The sequence below is a fragment of the Pseudomonas sp. GW456-L13 genome (assembly GCF_017350115.1).
Lineage (GTDB): Bacteria > Pseudomonadota > Gammaproteobacteria > Pseudomonadales > Pseudomonadaceae > Aquipseudomonas > Aquipseudomonas jessenii.
Genome location: NZ_JACNAS010000002.1, coordinates 849,599 through 871,868, shown reverse-complemented (window position 1 = coordinate 871,868; position 22,270 = coordinate 849,599). Strand labels below are relative to the sequence as shown.

At 61.3% G+C, this 22,270-nt stretch carries 19 protein-coding genes; 12 read left to right on the top strand and 7 right to left on the bottom strand.

The window, feature by feature from the left end; genetic code table 11:
- The first annotated feature begins 104 nt into the window (after positions 1-104).
- Positions 105-2,198, top strand: coding sequence for an LTA synthase family protein (locus J4D25_RS17965; RefSeq protein ID WP_057713746.1), 2,094 nt, complete (start codon positions 105-107; stop codon positions 2,196-2,198).
- A 56-nt stretch (positions 2,199-2,254) separates the two neighbouring features.
- On the opposite strand, the gene J4D25_RS17960 is transcribed toward J4D25_RS17965, so the two are convergent.
- The gene (locus J4D25_RS17960; protein ID WP_172435350.1) at positions 2,255-2,413 is read right to left on the bottom strand and encodes a DUF3309 family protein; all 159 of its coding nucleotides are present in this window, start codon (positions 2,411-2,413) and stop codon (positions 2,255-2,257) included.
- Positions 2,414-2,690: 277 nt separating this feature from the next.
- Here J4D25_RS17960 and J4D25_RS17955 point away from each other — a divergent pair, with 277 nt between their 5' ends.
- From J4D25_RS17955 to csrA, 3 genes are all read left to right on the top strand, one after another.
- Positions 2,691-3,506, top strand: coding sequence for an SDR family oxidoreductase (locus J4D25_RS17955; protein WP_057713747.1), 816 nt, complete (start codon positions 2,691-2,693; stop codon positions 3,504-3,506).
- Between the two features lie 64 nt (positions 3,507-3,570).
- Positions 3,571-3,903, top strand: coding sequence for a YnfA family protein (locus J4D25_RS17950; protein WP_057713748.1), 333 nt, complete (start codon positions 3,571-3,573; stop codon positions 3,901-3,903).
- A 154-nt stretch (positions 3,904-4,057) separates the two neighbouring features.
- The gene (gene csrA, locus J4D25_RS17945; protein WP_057713749.1) at positions 4,058-4,243 is read left to right on the top strand and encodes a carbon storage regulator CsrA; all 186 of its coding nucleotides are present in this window, start codon (positions 4,058-4,060) and stop codon (positions 4,241-4,243) included.
- A gap of 5 nt (positions 4,244-4,248) precedes the next feature.
- On the opposite strand, the gene J4D25_RS17940 is transcribed toward csrA, so the two are convergent.
- From J4D25_RS17940 to mnmC, 5 genes are all read right to left on the bottom strand, one after another.
- The gene (locus tag J4D25_RS17940) at positions 4,249-4,476 is read right to left on the bottom strand and encodes a YheU family protein (RefSeq protein WP_056727184.1); all 228 of its coding nucleotides are present in this window, start codon (positions 4,474-4,476) and stop codon (positions 4,249-4,251) included.
- Between the two features lie 201 nt (positions 4,477-4,677).
- Positions 4,678-5,868 carry an osmoprotectant NAGGN system M42 family peptidase gene (locus J4D25_RS17935; RefSeq protein WP_057713750.1) on the bottom strand — a complete coding sequence of 397 codons (1,191 nt, stop codon included), beginning with the start codon at positions 5,866-5,868 and terminating at the stop codon, positions 4,678-4,680.
- 156 nt (positions 5,869-6,024) lie between these two features.
- Positions 6,025-7,773, bottom strand: coding sequence for an N-acetylglutaminylglutamine synthetase (gene ngg / locus J4D25_RS17930; RefSeq protein ID WP_057713751.1), 1,749 nt, complete (start codon positions 7,771-7,773; stop codon positions 6,025-6,027).
- Positions 7,774-7,776: 3 nt separating this feature from the next.
- Complete coding sequence (locus J4D25_RS17925) at positions 7,777-9,549, bottom strand: N-acetylglutaminylglutamine amidotransferase (RefSeq protein ID WP_057713752.1); 1,773 nt, start codon at positions 9,547-9,549, stop codon at positions 7,777-7,779.
- Between the two features lie 170 nt (positions 9,550-9,719).
- Positions 9,720-11,699, bottom strand: a complete 1,980-nt coding sequence (gene mnmC, locus J4D25_RS17920; RefSeq protein ID WP_057713753.1) for a bifunctional tRNA (5-methylaminomethyl-2-thiouridine)(34)-methyltransferase MnmD/FAD-dependent 5-carboxymethylaminomethyl-2-thiouridine(34) oxidoreductase MnmC — start codon at positions 11,697-11,699, stop codon at positions 9,720-9,722.
- Between the two features lie 329 nt (positions 11,700-12,028).
- On the opposite strand from mnmC, the gene pap reads away from it, so the two are divergent.
- From pap to J4D25_RS17905, 3 genes are all read left to right on the top strand, one after another.
- Positions 12,029-13,549: a polyphosphate:AMP phosphotransferase gene (gene pap / locus J4D25_RS17915; RefSeq protein WP_057713754.1), complete on the top strand. Its 1,521-nt coding sequence runs from the start codon at positions 12,029-12,031 to the stop codon at positions 13,547-13,549.
- Between the two features lie 102 nt (positions 13,550-13,651).
- A complete protein-coding gene (locus tag J4D25_RS17910; protein ID WP_057713755.1) occupies positions 13,652-14,836 on the top strand; it encodes a thiolase family protein in 1,185 nt (394 codons plus the stop codon).
- 262 nt (positions 14,837-15,098) lie between these two features.
- Positions 15,099-16,058: a DMT family transporter gene (locus J4D25_RS17905; protein WP_057713756.1), complete on the top strand. Its 960-nt coding sequence runs from the start codon at positions 15,099-15,101 to the stop codon at positions 16,056-16,058.
- Positions 16,059-16,188: 130 nt separating this feature from the next.
- Here J4D25_RS17905 and J4D25_RS17900 read toward each other — a convergent pair whose 3' ends face one another.
- A complete protein-coding gene (locus J4D25_RS17900; RefSeq protein ID WP_057713757.1) occupies positions 16,189-17,583 on the bottom strand; it encodes a class II fumarate hydratase in 1,395 nt (464 codons plus the stop codon).
- A 191-nt stretch (positions 17,584-17,774) separates the two neighbouring features.
- Between J4D25_RS17900 and J4D25_RS17895 the strand changes: the two genes are divergently transcribed.
- From J4D25_RS17895 to J4D25_RS17875, 5 genes are all read left to right on the top strand, one after another.
- Complete coding sequence (locus J4D25_RS17895; RefSeq protein WP_007997268.1) at positions 17,775-18,299, top strand: DUF2059 domain-containing protein; 525 nt, start codon at positions 17,775-17,777, stop codon at positions 18,297-18,299.
- Positions 18,300-18,311: 12 nt separating this feature from the next.
- Entirely contained in the window at positions 18,312-18,611 is a 300-nt protein-coding gene (locus tag J4D25_RS17890) for a BolA family transcriptional regulator (RefSeq protein ID WP_057713758.1), read from the top strand.
- A gap of 102 nt (positions 18,612-18,713) precedes the next feature.
- Positions 18,714-19,655, top strand: a complete 942-nt coding sequence (locus J4D25_RS17885; protein WP_057713759.1) for a rhodanese-related sulfurtransferase — start codon at positions 18,714-18,716, stop codon at positions 19,653-19,655.
- A 3-nt stretch (positions 19,656-19,658) separates the two neighbouring features.
- A complete protein-coding gene (locus J4D25_RS17880) occupies positions 19,659-20,294 on the top strand; it encodes a DsbA family protein (RefSeq protein WP_057713760.1) in 636 nt (211 codons plus the stop codon).
- A complete protein-coding gene (locus J4D25_RS17875; RefSeq protein WP_057713761.1) occupies positions 20,287-22,104 on the top strand; it encodes an ABC transporter ATP-binding protein in 1,818 nt (605 codons plus the stop codon). The genes J4D25_RS17880 and J4D25_RS17875 overlap by 8 nt, the downstream gene beginning before the upstream one ends.
- Positions 22,105-22,270: the final 166 nt, after the last annotated feature.

The window sequence follows — 22,270 nt, the reverse complement described above, 5'->3', positions numbered from 1 at the left end:
ACATTTGCGCACCGCGCAAACCCCCAGGCCTGGTACGGGCCGAAAAGAGGGCAAGGCGCAGCTGTATTTTTGAAACTTCAACTTCCAATGGGTCCTAAAACGACATGGCAATCCCGGACGCCCTGAGTCAGCAGCGAGCTTCTAGTCGCCTGCTGCAACCGACCGTCAAATCGCATCTGGCCTACACGCTGTTGTGTGCCCTGGTCATGATGGTCATGTTCAGCCTGCTGCGCGTCGCGCTGCTGGCTTACAACAGCTCGATGATCCTCGACACACCGGCCTCGACCTTCCTCGAGGCATTCGCCAACGGTCTGCGTTTCGACCTGCGCCTGGTGGTCTATCTCAGTATTCCGTTGCTGCTGGCCTTGTTCAGCGCCCGGGCCATGGCGGCACGCGGGCTGTTCCGACTCTGGCTGACAGTGGTCTCCAGCATCGCGCTGTTCCTCGGCCTGATGGAGATGGACTTCTATCGTGAATTCCACCAGCGCCTCAACGGCCTGGTCTTCCAGTACGTCAAGGAAGACCCGAAAACCGTGGCCAGCATGCTCTGGTATGGTTTTCCGGTGGTCCGCTATCTGCTGGCGTGGGCTCTGGGTACCGTGATCCTGAGCATGGCATTCAAGGGCGCCGACCGTGCGACCCGCCCTCGTGGCCCGTTCAGTGGCGGCAGCATCGGCACACGCAAGGTCGCGCCGTGGTATGCACGCATTGGCGTGTTCGTGGTTTGCCTGCTGATCTGCGTCGTCGCGGCCCGTGGCACCTTGCGCCAAGGCCCGCCGATGCGCTGGGGTGATGTCTACACCACAGATTCCAATTTCGCCAACCAGTTGGGTCTCAACGGTACGCTTTCTCTGGTCGCCGCCGCCAAGAGCCGGATGTCCGAGGATCGCGACAATATCTGGAAAGCCACGCTGCCACAGCCACAAGCCCAGCAAGTGGTGCGTGACATGCTGGTGATGGCGGATGACAAACTGGTGGATGGCGAGACCGCGGCGGTACGTCGCGATTACACCCCGCCAGCCGACAAGACCTTGCCGATCAAGAACGTCGTCGTGATCCTGATGGAAAGCATGGCCGGTCACTCGGTGGGTGCGCTGGGTGGGCCAGGCAACATCACGCCGTACCTCGACCAACTGTCGAAGGAAGGCTTGCTGTTCGACCGCTTCTTCTCCAACGGTACCCATACCCACCAGGGCATGTTCGCCACCATGGCCTGTTTCCCGAACCTGCCGGGCTTCGAATACCTGATGCAGACCCCGGAAGGCAGCCACAAGCTGTCCGGTCTGCCGCAGTTGCTCAGCGCCCGTGACTTCGACGACGTGTATGTCTACAACGGCGATTTCGCCTGGGACAACCAGTCGGGTTTCTTCAGCAACCAGGGCATGACCAACTTCATCGGCCGTAACGATTTCGTGAATCCGGTGTTCTCTGATCCGACCTGGGGCGTGTCCGACCAGGACATGTTCGACCGTGGCCTGGTCGAGCTCAAGGCGCGGGAAAACGGCAAGCCGTTCTATGCCTTGCTGCAAACCCTGTCCAACCACACGCCTTACGCCTTGCCGACGCCATTGCCGGTCGAGCGCGTGACCGATCGTGGCAACCTGAACGAACACCTGACCGCCATGCGTTACTCGGACTGGGCACTGGGCCAGTTCTTTGAAAAGGCCCGCAAGGAGCCGTACTTCAAGGAAACCCTGTTTGTCGTCGTCGGTGACCACGGTTTTGGTAACGAACGGCAGATCACCGAAATGGACCTGGGCCGCTTCAACGTGCCGATGCTGATGATCGCGCCGGGCATCCAGGAAAAATTCGGCCAACGTGACCACACCGTGGGCACTCAGATCGACATCGTGCCGACCATCATGGGCCGCATCGGTGGCGAAGTACGTCATCAGTGCTGGGGACGCGACCTGCTCAACCTGCCGCAAGGCGACGCCGGTATTGGTGTGATCAAGCCGTCGGGCAGTGAGCAGACCACGGCCGTCCTCACCGCGGACCAGATTCTGGTCCTGCCGAAGGACAAGGACATGGCGCCGAAGTTGTATCAGTATGAATTGGGTGCCAACCCTCGCGCCGAAGTCATTGCTGATGCGCCGCGTACCGCCGAGTTGAAACTCAAGCTCGAAGCGTTCCTGCAAACAGCGACCAAGAGCCTGCTGGACAACACCGCCGGTGTTGTTGATGGCAAGCCGGACTAAGTTGTGACGCAAGAAAAGAGGCCCTTCAAGGGCCTCTTTTTTTGCCTGGCGGATACTTATATTCGGCCAAGCAAGAGCAGGATCAACAGCACCACCAATACGACGCCGATGATACCGGACGGGCCGTAACCCCAACTTCTGGAGTGCGGGAAGACCGGTAAACCACCGATCAGTAACAGGATCAGAATGATGATCAGTATTGTGCCCATGTCTATTTCCTTGTCGAAAATGCAGTGGATTGACCATGCCAATCAAGGTCAGCGGGAATGAAGTAAATTCGAGCTGCTTAAAAATTCGGACTGTTGCGTTTGCAGGAAAATTCCAAGTTTTTTTGAAGTATTTCGCACGGGTTCTTATTTTTTGTAGTCGCCTTGATTGCGTCAGACGCTCCCGCAGTTTGCTCGGGCCATTCAGCAATCTGATGGAGCGTGGGTCGGGCAATTTCCTTCGCTACACTCGGTGCATCTTCCAAGAACAACAAGGCTGTCTGCTATGCAAAATCGCATGATGATCACTGGTGCAGGCTCTGGCCTGGGTCGCGAAATCGCGCTGCGCTGGGCGCGTGAAGGCTGGCAACTGGCTTTGTCGGACGTCAGCGAGCCCGGCTTGCAGGAAACCCTCAAGCTGGTCCGCGAAGCGGGCGGCGACGGTTTCATCCAGCGCTGCGACGTACGCGATTACAGCCAGTTGACAGCGTTCGCCCAGGCCTGCGAGGTCAAACTCGGCGGCATCGATGTCATCGTCAATAACGCGGGTGTAGCGTCTGGCGGGTTCTTCAGTGAGTTGTCCCTGGAGGACTGGGACTGGCAGATCGCGATCAACCTGATGGGCGTGGTCAAGGGCTGCAAGGCTTTCCTGCCACTGCTGGAAAAAAGCAAAGGCAAGATCATTAACATCGCGTCCATGGCCGCGCTGATGCAAGGCCCGGCGATGAGCAACTACAACGTGGCCAAGGCGGGCGTGGTGGCGTTGTCCGAAAGCCTGCTGATCGAGCTGGCGCATCAGGAAGTCGGCGTGCATGTGGTGTGTCCGTCGTTCTTCCAGACCAACCTGCTGGACTCCTTCCGTGGTCCGACCCCGGCCATGAAAGCCCAGGTCGGCAAGTTGCTGGAAAGCTCGCCCATCAGCGCCGCCGACATCGCCGACTACATCTATCAGCAGGTCGCCGCCGGCGAGTTCATGATCCTGCCCCACGAACAGGGCCGCATGGCCTGGGCGATCAAGCAGAAGAACCCGCAATTGCTCTACAACGAAATGACCGCCATGGCCGACAAAATGCGCGCCAAGGCCAGGCAATCCGCAAGCTGATCTTGCCCGCAGGCAACGCTGTGGTTAGGGTGGCCGCCATCGGCCATCCTCGCGAGACGCTTGCATGCTTAATTACCTGTGGTTTTTCGTCGCCGCGCTGTTCGAAATTGCCGGTTGCTTTGCCTTCTGGATGTGGCTGCGCCAGGGTAAAAGCATGTGGTGGGTGGTGCCGGCGCTCCTGAGCCTGACTCTGTTCGCCCTGCTGCTGACCCGGATCGAAGCCACCTACGCCGGCCGCGCCTACGCCGCTTACGGCGGCATCTACATCATTGCCTCAATCGGCTGGCTGGCCGTGGTCGAGCGGATTCGCCCGCTGGGTTCGGACTGGCTCGGCGTGGCGCTGTGTGTGATCGGCGCGAGCATCATCCTGTTCGGGCCACGATTCTCCGCGTCCTGACAGATCGGTCCTACAATCAACCGGTCTGTCAGACCTTTCCGTAAGTGGTGTGCGTCAAGGGCTGTCAGTCCGGTCTGGTTTGCTGTCGGAGCATTGTAGGCGTACCGCGGGCCGGGCATCTTCAAGGGCCAGAAACCCCTGAAGGACACTCCTCATGCTCGTACTCACTCGCGTTGTGGGCGAAACCATTTCCATCGGTGAAAACATTTCCGTGCGCGTTCTCGCGATCAACGGAAGCAACATCCGCTTTGGCGTTGAAGCGCCTCAGGACGTCAATGTGCACCGCTGTGAAATCTACGAACGCATCCAGAACAAACTGGCGAAAACCAAGGGACGCTGAAGACTTCAGTCGAACAGGTGCTTGGGCACATCGTGCTTGAGCATCAGTTGGCACTGCTCGCTTTCCGGGTCGAAGACAATCAGTGCCTGACCCTTGGTCAAGGCCTGGCGCACGCGCAGTACGCGGGTTTCCAGGGGGGTGTCGTCACCATTGTCCGTGCCGTCGCGGGTCACGAAATCCTCGATCAGGCGGGTGAGGGTGTCGACTTGAAGTTGGTCGTGGGGGATCAGCATAGGCACCTCGGTTGGATCAATGGCGCGATGCTACGGCGAATGACCGGTATCGGCTAGCCTGGGGTTTGATGTCGTCTGCTCTGACGCCATCGCGAGCAAGCTCGTTCCCACAGGCGACCGGGTTCTTTCATGGGAATGCGGTCGAGTGTGGGAGCGAGCTTGCTCGCGATAGCGGTATACCTTGGCGATGAAGATCCTGGATCAGCTCTCCGACCGCTGCCCCACCAGGCTGTCCACCGACGGCACCCGTGTATCGCTTTCCATCTGTGTGTCATGTTCGAGCTGATGGCTGAAGCGGTCCAGTGAGCCTTTGGCCGGTTGTGCATCGCTGGCAAACACGGGCGGGCTGAGGATGTATGCACCGAGCAGGCGGCTCAGGGCGGCGAGGCTGTCGATGTGGGTGCGCTCGTAACCGTGGGTGGCATCGCAGCCGAAGGCGAGCAGGGCGGTGCGAATGTCGTGGCCGGCGGTCACCGCTGAATGGGCGTCGCTGAAGTAGTAGCGGAACAGGTCCCGGCGTGCCGGCAAGTCGTTGTCGCTGGCCAGGCGCAGGAGGTGGCGCGACAGGTGATAGTCATACGGCCCGCCGGAATCCTGCATCGCGATGCTCACTGCGTGCTCGCTGGAATGTTGGCCAGGGGCGACCGGTGCGATGTCGATGCCGACGAACTCACTGACGTCCCAGGGCAACGCCGCCGCCGCGCCGCTGCCGGTTTCTTCGGTGATGGTGAACAGCGGATGGCAGTCGATCATCAGTTCTTCACCACTGTCGACAATGGCCTTGAGCGCCGCCAGCAGTGCGGCCACCCCGGCCTTGTCGTCGAGGTGACGGGCGCTGATGTGGCCGCTTTCGGTGAACTCCGGCAGCGGGTCGAAGGCGACGAAATCGCCGACGCTGATGCCCAGCGACTCGCAGTCGGCACGGGTGGCGCAGTAGGCGTCCAGACGCAATTCGATGTGATCCCAACTGATCGGCATCTCATCCACGGCGGTATTGAATGCGTGCCCGGAAGCCATCAGCGGCAAGACGCTGCCGCGGATCACGCCATTGTCGGTAAACAGGCTGACCCGGCTGCCCTCGGCAAAGCGGCTGGACCAGCAGCCGACGGGCGCGAGGGTCAGACGGCCGTTGTCCTTCACTGCACGCACCGCCGCGCCGATGGTGTCCAGATGGGCGGAAACGGCGCGGTCGGGGCTGTTCTTCTTGCCCTTGAGCGTGGCGCGGATGGTGCCGCGACGGGTCAGCTCGAAGGGAATGCCCAGTTCTTCAAGACGTTCGGCGACGTAGCGCACGATGGTGTCGGTGAACCCGGTGGGGCTGGGAATGGCGAGCATTTCCAGCAGCACTTTTTGCAGATAGCCGAGGTCCGGTTCGGGGATTTTGCTGGTCATGGAAACTCCTGATGAGTTGAGCGCATCGATGGTTTCGATGAGGGGTTTGTTTTGCCTGTCAGGCCGCCATCGCGAGCAAGCTCGCTCCCACAGGGAAATGCGATCAAAGGTGGGAGCGAGCTTGCTCGCGATGGCATCAGCCCAGACAACGCATCACTAAGAGACCACCGGCTGACTGTACGGAAACAACAGATCCACAAACCGCTCCGCCGTCGGCTGCGGTTCGTGGTTGGCCAGCCCGGCCCGTTCGTTGGCTTCGATAAACACATAGTCCGGCTGGTCAGCGGCGGACACCATCAAGTCGAGGCCGACCATGGGAATATCCAGGGCCCGAGCCGCGCGGACGGCGGCGTCCACCAGCGTCGGGTGCAGGATCGCCGTGACATCCTCAAGCACGCCGCCGGTGTGAAGATTCGCCGTGCGCCGTACGAACAGGTGCTCACCGGCCGGCAGAATGCTGTTGTAGTCGTATCCGGCGACACGCAAGGTGCGCAGGGTTTCCTGGTCCTGCGGGATCTTGCTTTCGCCGCCCGTGGCCGCCTGTCGCCGTCGGCTCTGGGCTTCGATCAATGCACCGATGGAGTGTTGGCCGTCGCCGACCACTTCGGCTGGCCGGCGAATGGCGGCGGCGACCACTTCAAAACCGATCACCACAATGCGCAGGTCCAGGCCCTCGTGGAAACTTTCCAGCAGCACGCGGCTGTCGAAGTGGCGAGCGGCTTCTATGGCTTGCTGCACTTCCTCTATGGTGCGCAAATCCACCGCCACCCCTTGGCCCTGTTCACCATCCAGTGGCTTGACCACCACGCGCTGGTGTTCATCGAGGAAGGCCAGATTGTCATCGGCGTTACCCGCCAGTTGCTGCGCTGGCAGATTCAACCCTGCTGCCTTGAGCACTTTGTGGGTCAGGCTTTTGTCCTGGCACAGGGTCATGCTGACGGCGCTGGTCAGGTCGCTCAGGGATTCACGGCAGCGTACCCGGCGCCCGCCATGGCTGAGGGTGAACATCCCGGCGTCGGCGTCATCGACGTGCACATCGATGCCACGACGGTGTGCTTCTTCGACAATGATCCGCGCGTAGGGGTTGAACGCGGCTTCCGGGCCGGGCCCGAGAAACAGCGGCTGATTGATGCCGTTCTTGCGCTTGATGGCGAAGGTCGTCAGGTTGCGAAAACCGAGCTTGGCGTAAAGGTTTTTCGCCTGGCGGTTGTCGTGCAGCACCGACAGGTCGAGGCAGGCGAGCCCGCGACTCATGAAGTGTTCGATCAAATGCCGCACCAACACTTCACCGACACCCGGCCGCGCACAATGCGGGTCGACCGCCAGGCACCACAGGCTGCTGCCGTTTTCCGGGTCGTTGAAGGCCTTGTGGTGGTTGAGGCCCATGACGCTGCCGATGACCGCGCCGCTGTCCTCGTCTTCGGCCAGCCAGTACACCGGGCCGCCCAGATGGCGCGGCGTCAGCAGGGTGGCATCGATCGGCAACATGCCGCGGGCCTGATACAGCTGATTGATCGCCTGCCAGTCGGCATCGCTTTGCGCGCGTCGAATGCGGAAACCGCGAAACACCCGGGTCGCCTGACGGTAGTCGCTGAACCACAGGCGCAAGGTATCGGACGGGTCGAGGAACAGCTGCGTCGGCTCCAGCCCCAGCACTTGCTGGGGCGCGGCAACGTACAGGGCAATGTCCCGTTCGCCGGGCTGCTCGTTGAGCAACTCCCCGGCCAGGCTCGCGGCATCGGCAAAGGTGTGGCCGATCAGCAAGCGCCCCCAGCCGCAATGCACGGCAATCGGCGCCCCGCCGAGTTCACTGCCATCCTCGGCCAGACGTGCCTGCAAGCGTTCGTAGGAGGGCGACTGGCCGCGCAACAGGCGTTGGCTGAAAGCCGTGGCGTGAGGTTTCATCGGTCAGATTCCTTGTTCGCTGAGCCACAGGTTGAGGGCCGCCAGTTGCCACAGCTTCGAGCCGCGCAACGGTGTCAATTGCCCCTGTGGATCAGTCAGCAGACGGTCGAGCATCGCGGGGTTGAACAGGCCGCGATCCTGGCTGGGGTCAAGCAGCAGCTCGCGCACCCATTCCAGCGTATCGCCCTGCAAATGCTTGAGGCCCGGCACCGGGAAGTAACCTTTCTTGCGGTCGATCACTTCACTGGGAATCACTTGTCGCGCGGCTTCTTTCAAGACTTGCTTGCCGCCGTCCGGCAGTTTGAAACGCCCCGGAATCCGTGCCGACAGCTCCACCAGGCGGTAATCGAGAAACGGCGTGCGCGCTTCCAGGCCCCAGGCCATGGTCATGTTGTCGACCCGTTTGACCGGGTCGTCCACCAGCATCACCGTGCTGTCCAGACGCAAGGCCTTGTCCACCGCAGCATCGGCACCGGGCTGGGCGAAATGCGCTTTGACGAAGTCACCGGCGGCGTCATTCGCGGTCAGCCATTTCGGTTGCACGGTGGCGGCGTAGTCGTCGTAACTGCGGTCGAAAAACGCTTCGCGGTACGCGGCATACGAATCACTCGCGCCGTCCACTTGCGGATACCAGTGGTAACCGGCGAACAGTTCATCGGCGCCCTGGCCGCTCTGGACGACTTTGCAGTGTTTGGCCACCTCCCGTGACAACAGGTAGAAGGCGATGCAGTCATGGCTGACCATCGGCTCGCTCATGGCACGGAACGCGGCGGGCAGTTGTTCGATGATTTCCTTTTCGTCGATGCGCAGTTGATGGTGCTGCGTGCCGTAGTGTCGGGCGATCAGGTCCGAATACTGGAACTCGTCTCCACGCTCGCCGCCGGCATCCTGGAAGCCGATGGAGAAGGTCGACAGATTGTCCACGCCGACTTCCCGCAACAGACCCACCAGCAGACTTGAATCGACACCGCCGGACAGCAGCACGCCGACATCCACCGCCGCACGCTGACGAATCGCTACCGCTTCGCGGGTGCTGTCGAGCACACGGTCGCGCCAGTCCTCGAGGGTCAGCTTCGTCTCATCGGCGTGAGGGCCGTAGGGCAGGGTCCACCAGGTTTTCTGCTCGGTGCGACCATCGGCTTCGATGCGCATCCAGGTGGCCGGCGGCAGTTTTTCAATGCCCGCCAGCAAAGTGCGCGGTGCCGGGACCACGGAGTGGAAGTTCAGATAGTGATTGAGCGCCGCGGGATCGAGGATCGGGTTGATGTCGCCGCCCTTGAGTAATGCCGGCAGCGCCGAGGCGAAGCGCAGGCGCTGGTCGGTGCGCGACAGGTACAGCGGTTTCACGCCGAGACGGTCGCGGGCGATGAACAGGCGTTGGGCATCGCGCTCCCAAACGGCAAAGGCAAACATGCCGTTGAGTTTCGGCAGCAAGGCTTCGCCCCAGGCGTGATAACCCTTGAGCAACACTTCGGTGTCGCCACCGGAATAGAAGGCGTAACCCAGGCTTTCAAGTTCCGCGCGCAGTTCCGGAAAGTTGTAGATCGCCCCGTTGAAGGCCAGGGACAAGCCCAGTTGCGGGTCGATCATCGGCTGCGCCGAGCCGTCCGACAGGTCCATGATCTTCAGGCGCCGATGGCCCAGGGCAACCGGCCCCTGGCTATGAAATCCCCAGGCGTCGGGGCCGCGGGGGGCCAGGTGATGGGTGATTCGTTCAATGGCTGCAAGGTCTGCAGGTTGATGATCAAAACGTAACTCGCCAGCTAATCCGCACATAAATTCCTTACCGGTTTTTCCGTTGGGGAGGGTCGATCGATACCGCGCCGAAACGGCGGGTACTCAGAAAGTGACCCTCCTCGGTAAGGGGAGTTTTAGATCGATGAGTTATATGCGCGACTGACCACGGCCGAATCGCCCCGTGAGGGCGACTTCGGCTGCTGTATCGACTACTTGCCCCGGATCAGGCGTCGCAGGGCAAATCGGTTGGGGTGACAGGCTTCGGCCACGCTTCTGGGCAACGGCAGGGGTTCGTTGTCCAGCCAGGCTGCCAGCAGTTCTGCGGACAGCGGCGCGGTGATCAGGCCGCGCGAGCCGTGACCGCTGTTGATGTACAAACCGTCAATCCATGGGCATTCGACGTCCGGCACCTGCCGGGCATCCTTGCCTAGCGCCGCATACGCCTGAGTGAACGCCTGGGTGTCGGCCAAGGGGCCGACGATTGGCAAGTAGTCGGGGCTGGTGCAGCGAAAAGCGGCGCGCCCCTGGAGACTTTCAGGCGCAAGTTTATCGGCCTGTAAACGCTCGACCAGATCATGGGAAATCTCTTCGAGCATGGCCAGGTTGCCCAAGTGTTCTGCCGTGGTCGGCGTCAGGTCATCGCTCTTGAAATCGAAACTGGCCCCCAGGGTGTGTTCGCCCAAACGGGCGGGGGCGACATAGCCTTCGGCACACACCACGGTGCTCAGGGCCTGGCTTTGCGGAGTTTGCGCCAAGCGGGTGATTTGCCCGCGAATGCGCTTGAGCGGCAGCTCGGCGCTCTCGGGGAAACGCTGGATTTCGGCGGCCCCGGCGAGCACCACCACGGGAGCATCGGCAAGCAACCGCTCGCCGTCCCAGGCTTGCCAACGGCCTTCAACCTTGCGCAGTTCCAGCGCATCGTGATGAGTGAGCAATTGAATCAGTGGATGCGCAGCCTGCCACTGGCACAGCGCCGGTGGGTGGACCCAGCCGCCTTCGGGATAGAACAGGCCGCCGTGTGCCAGTCCGATACCGGCCACGGCCTGTGCTTCGGGTTGATCCAGCAGGTGCAGCAAGTCCACGGGAAACGCCGCGGCCAATTGCGCCTGGCGTTCGGCTTCCTTGGCATTGAAGGCCAGTTGCAATACGCCGCAATCGTCCCAGTCGCGGCCCCGTTGCAAGTGTTCGAGCAGGCGTCGGGTGTAGCCGAATCCGCTGACGATCATTTGCGACAGCGCCGTGCCATGGGCGGATAGCTTCAGGTAGAGCACACCCTGCGGGTTGCCCGAGGCTTCCCGGGCGATGGCGTCGTGGCGCTCCAGCAATGTCACTTGCCAGCCCCGCGCGGCGAGGCTGGCGGCGCTGGCACATCCGGCCAGGCCGGCACCGATCACCAGTGCCTGGCGCTCGCCGGTCAGCGGGGCCGGGCGTGCGAACCAGGGTTTATCCAGGGCCGGGGCCGGCGTTTCCAGGGGCCAGCCGAGGAACTCACCGCGCAGGATCTCCCATTTGTGGCCGATGCCGGGGGTGCGTTTCATCTTGAAGCCGGCGGCGTTGAGCAGGCGCCGCACCCAGCCGGTGCTGGTGAAGGTGCTGATGGATGCACCGGGAGCGGCCAGGCGAGCCAGCTCGGCAAACAGTTCGGCGGTCCACATGTCGGGGTTTTTCGCCGGGGCGAAACCGTCGAGGAACCAGGCGTCGATTCGGGCATCGAGTTGCGGCAGTTGCTCCAGTGCATCGCCGATCAGCAGCGTCAGGGTGACGCGGCCGTGGTCCAGCGTCAGGCGCTGAAAACCCTGATGGATGGCCACGTATTGCTCAAGCAATTGATCGGCAAATACCTTGAGTTCCGGCCATAGCGCCAGGGCCCGTTGCAGGTCGGCCGGGCTCAACGGGTATTTCTCTACGCTGACAAAATGCAGCCGCGCTCCGGCCGCTGCGTGTTGCTCGAACACCTGCCAGGCGCACAAAAAATTCAGCCCGGTGCCGAACCCCGTCTCACCGATGACCAGCCGCCCCCCCTCGGGCAAGGCGGCAAAGCGTTCGGCCAGTCGATTCTGCTCGATGAATACATAGCGGGTTTCATCCAGCCCTGACTTGTCGGAGAAGTACACATCGTCGAACACTCGCGAATACGGGCGACCTTGGTCGTCCCAGTCGAGCTGGGCGTGGGGCAATACAGGTTTCATGGCAGGCTCTGCAGCGGCAAGGCGGCCATTCTAGCCGATTGAAGGTGTGGTGCTTGATCCGTGGCAAGGTATGAACGGGCTGAAACCGGGAAAATCATCAACCTGCACAAAGCCCTGTGGCGAGGGGGCTTGCCCCCGTTCGGCTGCGAAGCAGTCGTAAAACCAGCCAACCGGATTTACCTGACAGGCCCGGTTGGTTGATTCAGGGCTGCTTCGCAACCCAGCGGGGGCAAGCCCCCTCGCCACAGGAATCCGCAACCATCCGGAAAATCTCCACTGACCTTCAGGTCCATCCGCTAGTCTTGCTCACATCTGGAAGGGAGCCGCCCATGTTTGAATCCGCCGAAATCGATCACGCCATCGACAAAGAAACCTACGACGCCGAAATCCCGGCCCTGCGCGAAGCGTTGCTCGAAGCGCAATTCGAATTGCAGCAGCAACGCCGCTTCCCGGTGATCATTTTGATCAATGGCATCGAAGGTGCCGGCAAGGGTGAGACGATCAAGGTGCTCAACGAGTGGATGGACCCGCGCCTGATCGAAGTCCGCACGTTCGATCAGCAAACCGATGAAGAGCTGGCGAGGCCACCGGCCTGGCGATACTGGCGGATGCTCCCGGCCAAGGGGCGCATGGGGATTTTCTTCGGCAACTGGTACAGCCAGATGCTGCAGGGGCGGGTCCATGGCGAGTTCAAGGATCCGCGCCTGGACCAGGCGATCAATGCCGCCGAGCGCCTGGAAAAGATGCTCTGCGATGAAGGTGCGCTGATCTTCAAGTTCTGGTTTCACCTTTCAAAGAAGCAAATGAAGGCACGCCTCAAGGCACTGGCCGACGACCCGCTGCACAGCTGGCGCATCAGCCCGCTGGACTGGCAGCAGTCGCAAACCTACGACAGGTTCGTGAAGTATGGTGAACGGGCGCTGCGCCGCACCAGCCGTGTTTATGCACCCTGGCATGTGATCGCCGGGGCGGATGCCCATTATCGCAGCCTGGCCGTGGGGCGGATTCTGCTGGCGGGCCTGCAGGGCGCATTGAAGCGACCGAAGATCCATCCGGAAAAGGTTAGCGCCGCGCCAGTGTTCCCCAGTGTCGATCAAGTGAACCTGATCGACAGCCTGGACCTGACCCTGCAGTTGGACAAAGAAGATTACGAAGAACAACTGATCACCGAGCAGGCGCGGTTTTCCGGGTTGATGCGTGACAAACGCATGCGCCGCCACGCGCTGGTGGCGGTGTTCGAAGGCAACGACGCGGCCGGCAAGGGCGGGGCGATCCGCCGGGTAGCGGCAGCGCTTGATCCGCGCCAGTACAGCATCGTGCCGATTGCCGCGCCCACCGAGGAAGAACGGGCGCAACCGTATCTGTGGCGCTTCTGGCGGCACCTGCCGGCCCGGGGCAAGTTCACCGTGTTCGACCGCTCCTGGTATGGCCGGGTGTTGGTGGAGCGCATCGAAGGTTTTTGCAGCCCGGCAGACTGGCTGCGTGCCTACGGTGAAATCAACGATTTCGAAGAACAGCTCACCGACGCCGGTGTAATCGTGGTCAAGTTCTGGCTGTCCATCGACAAACAGACGCAACTGGAGCGCTTCGAAGAGCGCGAAAAGATCCCCTTCAAACGCTTCAAGATCACTGAGGACGACTGGCGCAACCGTGATAAATGGGACGACTATCGCGCGGCGGTCGGCGACATGGTCGATCGGACCAGCACCGAGATTGCGCCATGGACCCTGGTGGAAGCCAACGACAAACGCTGGGCGCGGGTGAAAGTCTTGCGCACCATCAACCGGGCACTGGAGGAGGCTTTCGAAAAATCCGCCCGGCATGAACGCAAGCGTAAGGACAAGGATTGAGGCCATGGTTACGCATACGCGGGGTGAATGATCGTCGCGGTCGGTCAAGAGCTGGACTTATGCTCGGTCCACTCTCAACCGATAACAACAATGAGGTATGTCATGCGTGAAGTGGTGATCGTCGACAGCGTGCGGACCGGCCTGGCCAAATCCTTTCGCGGTAAATTCAACATGACCCGCCCGGACGACATGGCGGCACACTGTGTCGATGCACTGTTGGCGCGCACCGGTATCGATCCGGCGAGCGTCGAGGACTGCATCGTTGGCGCCGGCTCCAACGAAGGCGCCCAGGGTTTCAATATCGGTCGCAATGTCGCGGTGCTTTCGCGCCTGGGCATCGGCACGGCCGGCATGACCCTCAACCGGTTCTGTTCCTCGGGCCTGCAGGCGATCGCCATTGCCGCCAACCAGATCGCTTCGGGTTGCAGCGACATCATCGTCGCCGGCGGCGTCGAGTCCATCAGCCTGACCATGAAGAGCGTCAACACCGACAACCTGATCAATCCGCTGCTCAAGGAACAGGTGCCGGGCATCTACTTCCCGATGGGCCAGACTGCTGAAATCGTCGCGCGTCGGTACAACGTCAGCCGCCAAGAGCAGGACCTGTATGCGTTGCAAAGCCAGCAGCGCACCGCAGAGGCTCAGGCCGCCGGGCTGTTCACTGATGAAATCGTGCCGATGTCGGTGAAGTATCGCGTTGAAGACAAGGCCACAGGTCAAGCACAGATCCTCGACGGCATCGTCGACCGCGATGACTGCAACCGCCCGGACACCACCCTGGAAAGTCTGACCGGGTTGAAGCCGGTGTTCGCCGAAGATGGCTCGGTCACGGCGGGTAACTCTTCGCAGCTGTCTGACGGCGCGTCCATGACTCTGGTGATGAGCCTGGAGAAAGCGCTGGAACTGGGGCTCAAGCCGAAAGCGTTCTTCCGCGGCTTTACCGTGGCCGGTTGCGCGCCGGACGAGATGGGCATCGGCCCGGTATTTTCGGTACCGAAACTGCTCAAGGCCAAAGGCTTGCGGATTGCCGACATCGACCTGTGGGAACTCAACGAAGCGTTCGCCTCGCAGTGCCTGTACAGCCGCAATCGCCTGGAAATCGACAACGCCCGGTACAACGTCAACGGCGGCTCGATTTCCATCGGTCACCCGTTCGGCATGACCGGCTCGCGCCAGGTCGGGCATCTGGTTCGTGAATTGCAGCGACGCAATCTGCGCTACGGCATCGTCACCATGTGCGTGGGTGGCGGGATGGGGGCAACCGGGCTGTTTGAAGCGGTGCGGTAAGCCTCGATATTTCTCGTTGTCAGTTCGATAGTCATCGCGAGCAAGCTCGCTCCCACAGTGTTCAGCGGCGATCACAAATGTTGTGTACGTCGCAAAACCTGTGGGAGCGAGCTTGCTCGCGATGGGTGCGCCACGGTCAAAAAAATCACCTGAAGATTACGACCCGCACAGTTTCATTCGCGGCCAGACCGAAACTGTGCCTGTGTACGCCACCGCTGCGGGCCTAGAATGACGACTCCTGTCAGTTGGCGTTGGGGTTCACATGCACATTTCATCGGGTCGCTGGGGTTATGGTCTGTTCCTGGCCTTGTTGACCGCGTTGTTGTGGGGAATCCTGCCGATCAAGCTCAAACAAGTGTTGCTGGTAATGGACCCGGTGACGGTGACCTGGTTTCGCCTGATGGTATCCGGCGGCTGCCTGTTCATTTACCTGGCGGCCACCAGGCGTCTGCCCAGCCGCAAGGTGCTCGGTCCTCGTGGTGGCTGGTTGGTGCTGATGGCGGTGCTCGGCCTGGTCGGTAACTATGTGTTGTATCTGATGGGCCTGAACCTGCTCAGCCCCGGTACGGCGCAACTGGTAGTGCAGATGGGACCGATCATGCTGCTGATCGCCAGTCTGTTTGTGTTCAAGGAGCGTTTCAGCCTGGGGCAGGGGATTGGCCTGCTGGTACTGCTGATCGGCTTTGCGCTGTTTTTCAACCAGCGCTTGAGTGAGTTGCTCACGTCTCTGACCGACTACACCGCCGGTGTGCTGCTTGTGTTGCTGGCGTCCACGGTCTGGACCTTCTATGCCCTGGGGCAGAAGCAATTGCTGACGGTGTGGAATTCGCTGCAGGTGATGATGGTGATCTACCTGTTCTGCGCGGCGCTGTTGACGCCGTGGGTGCATCCGCTCGAAGCGTTGCAATTAAGCCCCTTGCAGGGTTGGTTGCTGCTGGCGTGCTGCCTCAACACGCTGATTGCCTATGGCGCGTTTGCCGAGGCCCTGGCCCATTGGGAAGCCTCCCGGGTCAGCGCGACGCTGGCCATCACGCCGTTGGTGACCTTTGCCGCGGTTGCCATGGCTGCGTGGCTGTGGCCCGACTATGTGCATGCCGAGACGATCAATGGCCTGGGATATGGCGGTGCGGTGCTGGTGGTGCTGGGGTCGGCGCTGGTGGCGTTGGGGCCTTCGTTGATTGCCGGGCTGAAGGCGCGGAAGGTACGGATGGCAGCCAGTTAGACCGCGTTATCGTTCATCGCGGGCAAGCCACGCTCCCACAGGGTTTGCGTCGTCCACAGTATCAATGAACGACGCAAACCCTGTGGGAGCGCGGCTTGCCCGCGATGACGGACGATCAGGCGCTGCCGATTCAGCCCTTGGCCCCAGCCTCCAGCATGTTCTCCGGCCTCACCCACGCATCGAACTCTTCGTCTGTCAGATACCCGAGCTGCAACGCCGCCTCGCGCAAGGTCAGGCCTTCGCTATAGGCTTTCTTGGCGATCTCCGCCGATTTGTCATAGCCGATGTGCGGGTTGAGTGCCGTCACCAGCATCAAGCCACGCTCCAGGTGCTCAGCCATTTTTTCCGCATCCGGCTCCAGACCGGCCACGCAGTGCTGCTGGAAGTTGCTGCAGCCATCCGCCAGTAAACGGATCGATTGCAGCAGGTTGTGGATGATCACCGGTTTGAACACGTTGAGCTGCAAGTGGCCCTGACTGGCGGCAAAGCCGATGGCGACATCGTTGCCCAATACCTGGCAGGCCAGCATCGACAGCGCTTCGCATTGGGTCGGGTTGACCTTGCCCGGCATGATCGAACTGCCCGGTTCATTGGCCGGCAGCCTGACTTCGGCGAAGCCGGCGCGCGGGCCGGAACCCAGCAGGCGCAGATCGTTGGCGATTTTCATCAGCGTCACGGCGAGGGTTTTCAGCGCGCCGGACAGCGTGGTCAGCGGCTCATGACCGGCCAGCGCGGCAAACTTGTTCGGCGCGGTGATAAACGGCAAACCGGAGAGGGCGGCCAATTCTGCGGCGATGGCCTCACCGAAGCCGTGGGGTGAATTGAGCCCGGTGCCGACGGCCGTTCCACCCTGGGCCAGTTCGCAGACCGAGGGCAGTGCGCTGCGGATCGCCCGCTCGGCGTAATCGAGTTGCGCGATGAAGGCCGAGATTTCCTGGCCGAAGCTGATCGGTGTCGCATCCATCATGTGGGTGCGGCCGGTCTTGACCAGTTTCATGTGGCGTGCGGCCAGTTCGGCCAGCCCGCCAGACAGTTCGCTGATCGCCGGCAGCAAGTGCTGTTGCACTGCCTGGACGGCCGCGATATGCATGGCGGTGGGGAAGCAGTCGTTGGAGCTCTGGGAGCGATTGACGTGATCGTTGGGGTGCACCGGGGACTTGCCGCCACGGGGGTTGCCGGCCAGCTCGTTGGCGCGACCGGCGATCACTTCATTGACGTTCATGTTGCTCTGGGTACCGCTGCCGGTTTGCCAGACCACCAGCGGAAACTGGTCGTCGTGGTCGCCGGCGAGTACTTCGTCGGCCGCCTGCTCGATCAGGCGGGCGATATCGGCGGGCACATCGCCGTTGCGATCATTGACCCGTGCCGCGGCTTTCTTGATCAGCGCCAGGGCATGCAACACGGCCAGCGGCATGCGTTCGTTGCCGATGGCGAAGTTGATCAGCGAGCGTTGCGTCTGAGCGCCCCAATAGGCTTCATCCGGGACTTCAACCTGGCCGAGGCTGTCGGTTTCGATACGGCTCATCTTGCTCACTCCTGTAGGTCCGATTGCGCAGTTTAGGCCGTGATCGACGGCCGTGGTTCCATCAGTCTGAATTTGACCATTCAACCCCTCTAAATCAGGTGCGACAAGGCTTGGGGTTGAGCGACACACTTTTTTAGGCGCAGAATGGACGCCCTTGGGGTCTTACCTCGCCAGCTAGAAAAGGAAACTCGATGACTCGTCTTCGTGCCATCTGTACCGCCGTTGCTTTGGTCTGCGCCAGCGGCCAGGTTCTTGCCGACACCGCCAGCCATAACGCCAGTGCCGAGGCTTTCCTGACCATGGCGCACGCTGACAAACTGGGCACCCCGGTGTACATGCAAGTACAGCAGATGTTTGCCCAGCGTTTCGAACAGACCAAAGCCCCTGAGTCGAAAAAGGCTGTGCTGGAAACCTACCAGGCCAAGGCCAACGCCGCTCTGGACCAGGCCATTGGCTGGAACAAGCTGAAACCGGACATGGTCAAGCTCTACACCACCAACTTCACCGAATCCGAGCTCAAGGACCTGGTTGCGTTCTACCAGTCGCCACTGGGCAAGAAAGTCCTGGAAAAAATGCCTCAGCTGACCCAGCAATCGGCCCAGATGACCCAGGCCAAGCTGGAAAGCGCGGTGCCTGTGGTCAACAAGCTGCTGGCTGACATGACCGCCGAGCTGACGCCGAAAGACGCAGCCGCGCCAGCCAAGAAAAAGCCTTAAGCGGAGTTCGGTATGACCATGCAACAACGCATCGAATCGACGCTGGGCCTGCTTCAGCCCGAGCATCTGCAAGTGCTGGATGAAAGCCACATGCACAGCCGTGGGCTGCAAACCCATTTCAAGGCTGTGGTGGTCAGTGCGCAGTTCGAAGGCCTGAACCGGGTCAAGCGCCACCAGAAGGTCTACGGCACGCTCGGCGAGCTGATGGGAGAGTTCCATGCGTTGGCGCTGCATACCTACACGCCAGAAGAATGGGCACAGATCGACGCGGCTCCGGCCTCGCCGACCTGTGCCGGCGGCAGCAAGCACTAAACTCCGGTTTTTTGTTAGAATGCCCAACGCGCCGCTAACCCGGCGCGTTTTTTTTCGCATCCGGTTCACCCCTTACGAGGGTAGCCACCTGGAGATTTACCCATGACACAACAGATTGTCGTGGCGGCACTGTATAAGTTCGTCACCCTGGAAGATTACGTCGCCCTGCGCGAGCCCCTGCTGCAAGCGATGGTCGACAACGGCATCAAAGGCACGCTGCTGATTGCCGAAGAAGGCATCAACGGCACCGTGTCCGGCAGCCGCGAAGGCATCGACGGGCTGATGGCCTGGCTCAAGAACGACCCGCGCATGGACGACATCGACCACAAAGAGTCGTACTGCGACGAGCAGCCGTTCTACCGCACCAAGGTCAAACTCAAGAAAGAAATCGTCACCCTCGGCGTGGAAGGCGTGGACCCGAACAAAAAGGTCGGCACCTACGTCGATCCACAGGACTGGAACGAGCTGATCAGCGACCCGGAAGTGTTGTTGATCGACACCCGTAACGACTACGAAGTCTCGATCGGTACCTTCGAAGGCGCCATCGACCCGAAAACCACCAGTTTTCGCGAATTTCCCGATTACATCAAAGCCAACTTCGACCCGGCCGTGCACAAGAAGGTCGCGATGTTCTGCACCGGTGGCATCCGCTGCGAGAAGGCGTCGAGCTACATGCTCAGCGAGGGCTTCGGTGAGGTCTTTCACCTCAAGGGTGGCATCCTGAAGTACCTCGAGGAGGTGCCGCAGGAAGAAACCAAGTGGCAGGGCGATTGCTTCGTGTTCGACAACCGCGTGACCGTTCGTCACGACCTGAGCGAGGGCGACTACGATCAATGTCATGCCTGCCGCACACCGGTGAGTGTGGAAGACCGCGCGTCCGAGCATTACGTGGCCGGCATCAGTTGCCCGCATTGCTGGGATAAGCTGAGCGAGAAGACCCGTCGCAGTGCGATCGACCGGCAGAAGCAGATCGAACTGGCCAAGGCTCGTAACCAGCCTCACCCGATCGGCTTCAACTACAAGCAAGCATCTTCCGAGGCCTGAACCATGTCTGCGCGCCTGCTCTATGTGATGGACCCGATGTGTTCCTGGTGCTGGGGGTTTGCTCCCGTGGCCAAGTCACTGGTCGAGCAGGCGCAAGCCGCGGGTGTGGATGTGCACTTGATCGTGGGTGGTCTGCGCACCGGTAGCGGTGCGGCGCTGGAGCCGACCACCCGACGCTACATTCTTGAACACTGGCAGGCGGTCACCGAGGCCACCGGCCAGCCCTTCAAGTTTGAGGGTGCGTTACCCGATGGCTTTGTCTACGACACCGAGCCTGCCTGCCGGGCACTGGTGACGGCGCGCGGACTGGCGCCGGATTGTGCCTGGAAGCTGCTCGGGCTGATTCAGCATGCGTTTTATGTCGAAGGTCGGGACGTCACCCGCGCCAGCGTGCTGGTGGAACTGGCCGAGCAGGCCGGCGTGCCGCGCATCGAGTTCGCCGCCGCTTTCGACCGTGCCGACATGCACACTGCGACTGAAGCCGATTTCACCTGGGTCCAGGACCTGGGCATTGCCGGTTTCCCCACCCTGCTGGCCGAGCGTAACGGCCAACTGGCGTTGTTGACCAATGGCTATCAGCCGTTGAGCGAGTTGTCCCCGCTGCTCGGCCGCTGGCTGGAGCGTGCTGCCTGTGCATGACCTGCCTGATGATGTCGCACCCGCTAAACGTGTCGACCGTCTGAGCTGGGCGGAAATCCGCCGCCTGGCCCTGCATCACAAGAAATCCCTGTGGATCGCCAACGGCGTAGCCGTGCTGGCGACCTTGTGCAGCGTGCCGATTCCCTTGCTCCTGCCGTTGCTGGTGGACGAGGTGTTGCTGGGGCATGGTGATGCCGCGCTGAAGATCATGAACCACGTGCTGCCCGAAGGCTGGCAGAAGGCCGCTGGCTACATCGGCCTGATGCTGCTGGTGACCTTGACCCTGCGTTGCACGGCTCTGCTGTTCAACGTGGTGCAGGCGAAATTGTTCGCCGGCTTGGCCAAGGACATCGTCTACCGCATTCGCATACGCTTGATCGAGCGTCTCAAGGGTATTTCCCTGGGCGAATACGAAAGCCTGGGCAGCGGAACGGTGACTACACACCTGGTCACCGACCTGGACACGCTGGACAAATTCGTCGGCGAAACCCTCAGCCGTTTCCTCGTGGCCATGCTGACCCTGGTCGGCACGGCGGGCATTCTGATGTGGATGCACTGGCAACTGGCTTTGCTGATTCTGCTGTTCAACCCGCTGGTGATCTATGCCACGGTGCAGTTGGGCAAGCGGGTCAAACATCTGAAGAAACTCGAGAACGACAGCACTTCACGCTTTACCCAGGCGCTGACCGAAACGCTGGATGCCATCCAGGAAGTTCGCGCCGGCAACCGCCAGGGGTTTTTCCTCGGTCGCTTGGGCCAGCGCGCCCGGGACGTGCGTGACTATGCGGTGAATTCGCAATGGAAAACCGATGCATCGAACCGGGCCAGCGGTTTGCTGTTCCAGTTCGGTATCGATATTTTCCGGGCCGCGGCGATGCTCACCGTGCTGTTTTCCGACCTTTCAATCGGCCAGATGCTCGCGGTGTTCAGCTACCTGTGGTTCATGATCGGCCCGGTCGAACAGTTGCTGAACCTGCAATATGCCTACTACGCTGCCGGCGGTGCGCTGTCGCGGATCAACGAGTTGCTGTCCCGAGCCGATGAGCCCCAATACCCGGGCGGCATCGACCCTTTCGTCGGTCGCGAGACGGTCGGGCTGGAAGTACAAGGGTTGAGCTTCGGTTACGGTGATGAACTGGTCCTCAACCAGATGAACCTGTCCATCGCCCCTGGCGAAAAGGTCGCGATCGTCGGCGCCAGTGGTGGCGGCAAGAGCACGCTGGTGCAACTGCTGCTGGGCTTGTACACGCCGTTGGCCGGAACCATTCGCTTCGGCGGTTCGACCCAGCAGGAGATCGGCCTGGAAACCGTGCGGGAAAATGTTGCCGTGGTCCTGCAACATCCGGCGCTGTTCAACGATACCATCCGGGCCAACCTGACCATGGGCCGTGAACGCAGTGACGAGGCCTGCTGGCAGGCGCTGGAAATCGCCCAATTACACGGTACGGTCCGGGATTTGCCCAAGGGCCTGGACAGCATCGTCGGGCGCTCCGGGGTGCGGTTGTCCGGCGGGCAACGTCAACGCCTGGCCATCGCCCGGATGGTACTGGCCGAGCCCAAGGTGGTGATCCTCGACGAAGCCACCTCTGCGCTGGATGCCGCCACCGAATACAACCTGCACCAGGCCTTGGCGCGGTTTCTGAGCAACCGCACCACGTTGATCATTGCCCACCGCCTTTCGGCAGTAAAACAGGCCGACCGTGTGCTGGTGTTCGACGGCGGGCAAATTGCCGAGGATGGCGATCATCAGCAACTGATTGCCGACGGTGGCCTGTACGCCAAGCTGTATGGGCATTTGCAGCGGTTGTAGTGAAATGATATCAAGGTTGCAGGGCGCCACTTCAATACTATAAAAAACATCATCGCGGCCGAATTCAGTGGCCGCGATATTCCCTCCGGGCATAGCTTGTCGCTTGCCGGGATCGGAATCGCAACCTAGTCTAGCTATAGCGATTTCGTCCGGAAGACGAGCAAGC

Excerpts from the sequence above, each read along its gene's own strand:
- J4D25_RS17965 (WP_057713746.1), top strand. The coding sequence starts at position 105 with ATGGCAATCCCGGACGCCCTGAGTCAGCAGCGAGCTTCTAGTCGCCTG.
- J4D25_RS17955 (WP_057713747.1), top strand. The coding sequence starts at position 2,691 with ATGCAAAATCGCATGATGATCACTGGTGCAGGCTCTGGCCTGGGTCGC.
- J4D25_RS17950 (WP_057713748.1), top strand. The coding sequence starts at position 3,571 with ATGCTTAATTACCTGTGGTTTTTCGTCGCCGCGCTGTTCGAAATTGCC.
- csrA (WP_057713749.1), top strand. The coding sequence starts at position 4,058 with ATGCTCGTACTCACTCGCGTTGTGGGCGAAACCATTTCCATCGGTGAA.
- J4D25_RS17940 (WP_056727184.1), bottom strand. The coding sequence starts at position 4,476 with ATGCTGATCCCCCACGACCAACTTCAAGTCGACACCCTCACCCGCCTG.
- J4D25_RS17935 (WP_057713750.1), bottom strand. The coding sequence starts at position 5,868 with ATGACCAGCAAAATCCCCGAACCGGACCTCGGCTATCTGCAAAAAGTG.
- ngg (WP_057713751.1), bottom strand. The coding sequence starts at position 7,773 with ATGAAACCTCACGCCACGGCTTTCAGCCAACGCCTGTTGCGCGGCCAG.
- J4D25_RS17925 (WP_057713752.1), bottom strand. The coding sequence starts at position 9,549 with ATGTGCGGATTAGCTGGCGAGTTACGTTTTGATCATCAACCTGCAGAC.
- mnmC (WP_057713753.1), bottom strand. The coding sequence starts at position 11,699 with ATGAAACCTGTATTGCCCCACGCCCAGCTCGACTGGGACGACCAAGGT.
- pap (WP_057713754.1), top strand. The coding sequence starts at position 12,029 with ATGTTTGAATCCGCCGAAATCGATCACGCCATCGACAAAGAAACCTAC.
- J4D25_RS17910 (WP_057713755.1), top strand. The coding sequence starts at position 13,652 with ATGCGTGAAGTGGTGATCGTCGACAGCGTGCGGACCGGCCTGGCCAAA.
- J4D25_RS17905 (WP_057713756.1), top strand. The coding sequence starts at position 15,099 with ATGCACATTTCATCGGGTCGCTGGGGTTATGGTCTGTTCCTGGCCTTG.
- J4D25_RS17900 (WP_057713757.1), bottom strand. The coding sequence starts at position 17,583 with ATGAGCCGTATCGAAACCGACAGCCTCGGCCAGGTTGAAGTCCCGGAT.
- J4D25_RS17895 (WP_007997268.1), top strand. The coding sequence starts at position 17,775 with ATGACTCGTCTTCGTGCCATCTGTACCGCCGTTGCTTTGGTCTGCGCC.
- J4D25_RS17890 (WP_057713758.1), top strand. The coding sequence starts at position 18,312 with ATGACCATGCAACAACGCATCGAATCGACGCTGGGCCTGCTTCAGCCC.
- J4D25_RS17885 (WP_057713759.1), top strand. The coding sequence starts at position 18,714 with ATGACACAACAGATTGTCGTGGCGGCACTGTATAAGTTCGTCACCCTG.
- J4D25_RS17880 (WP_057713760.1), top strand. The coding sequence starts at position 19,659 with ATGTCTGCGCGCCTGCTCTATGTGATGGACCCGATGTGTTCCTGGTGC.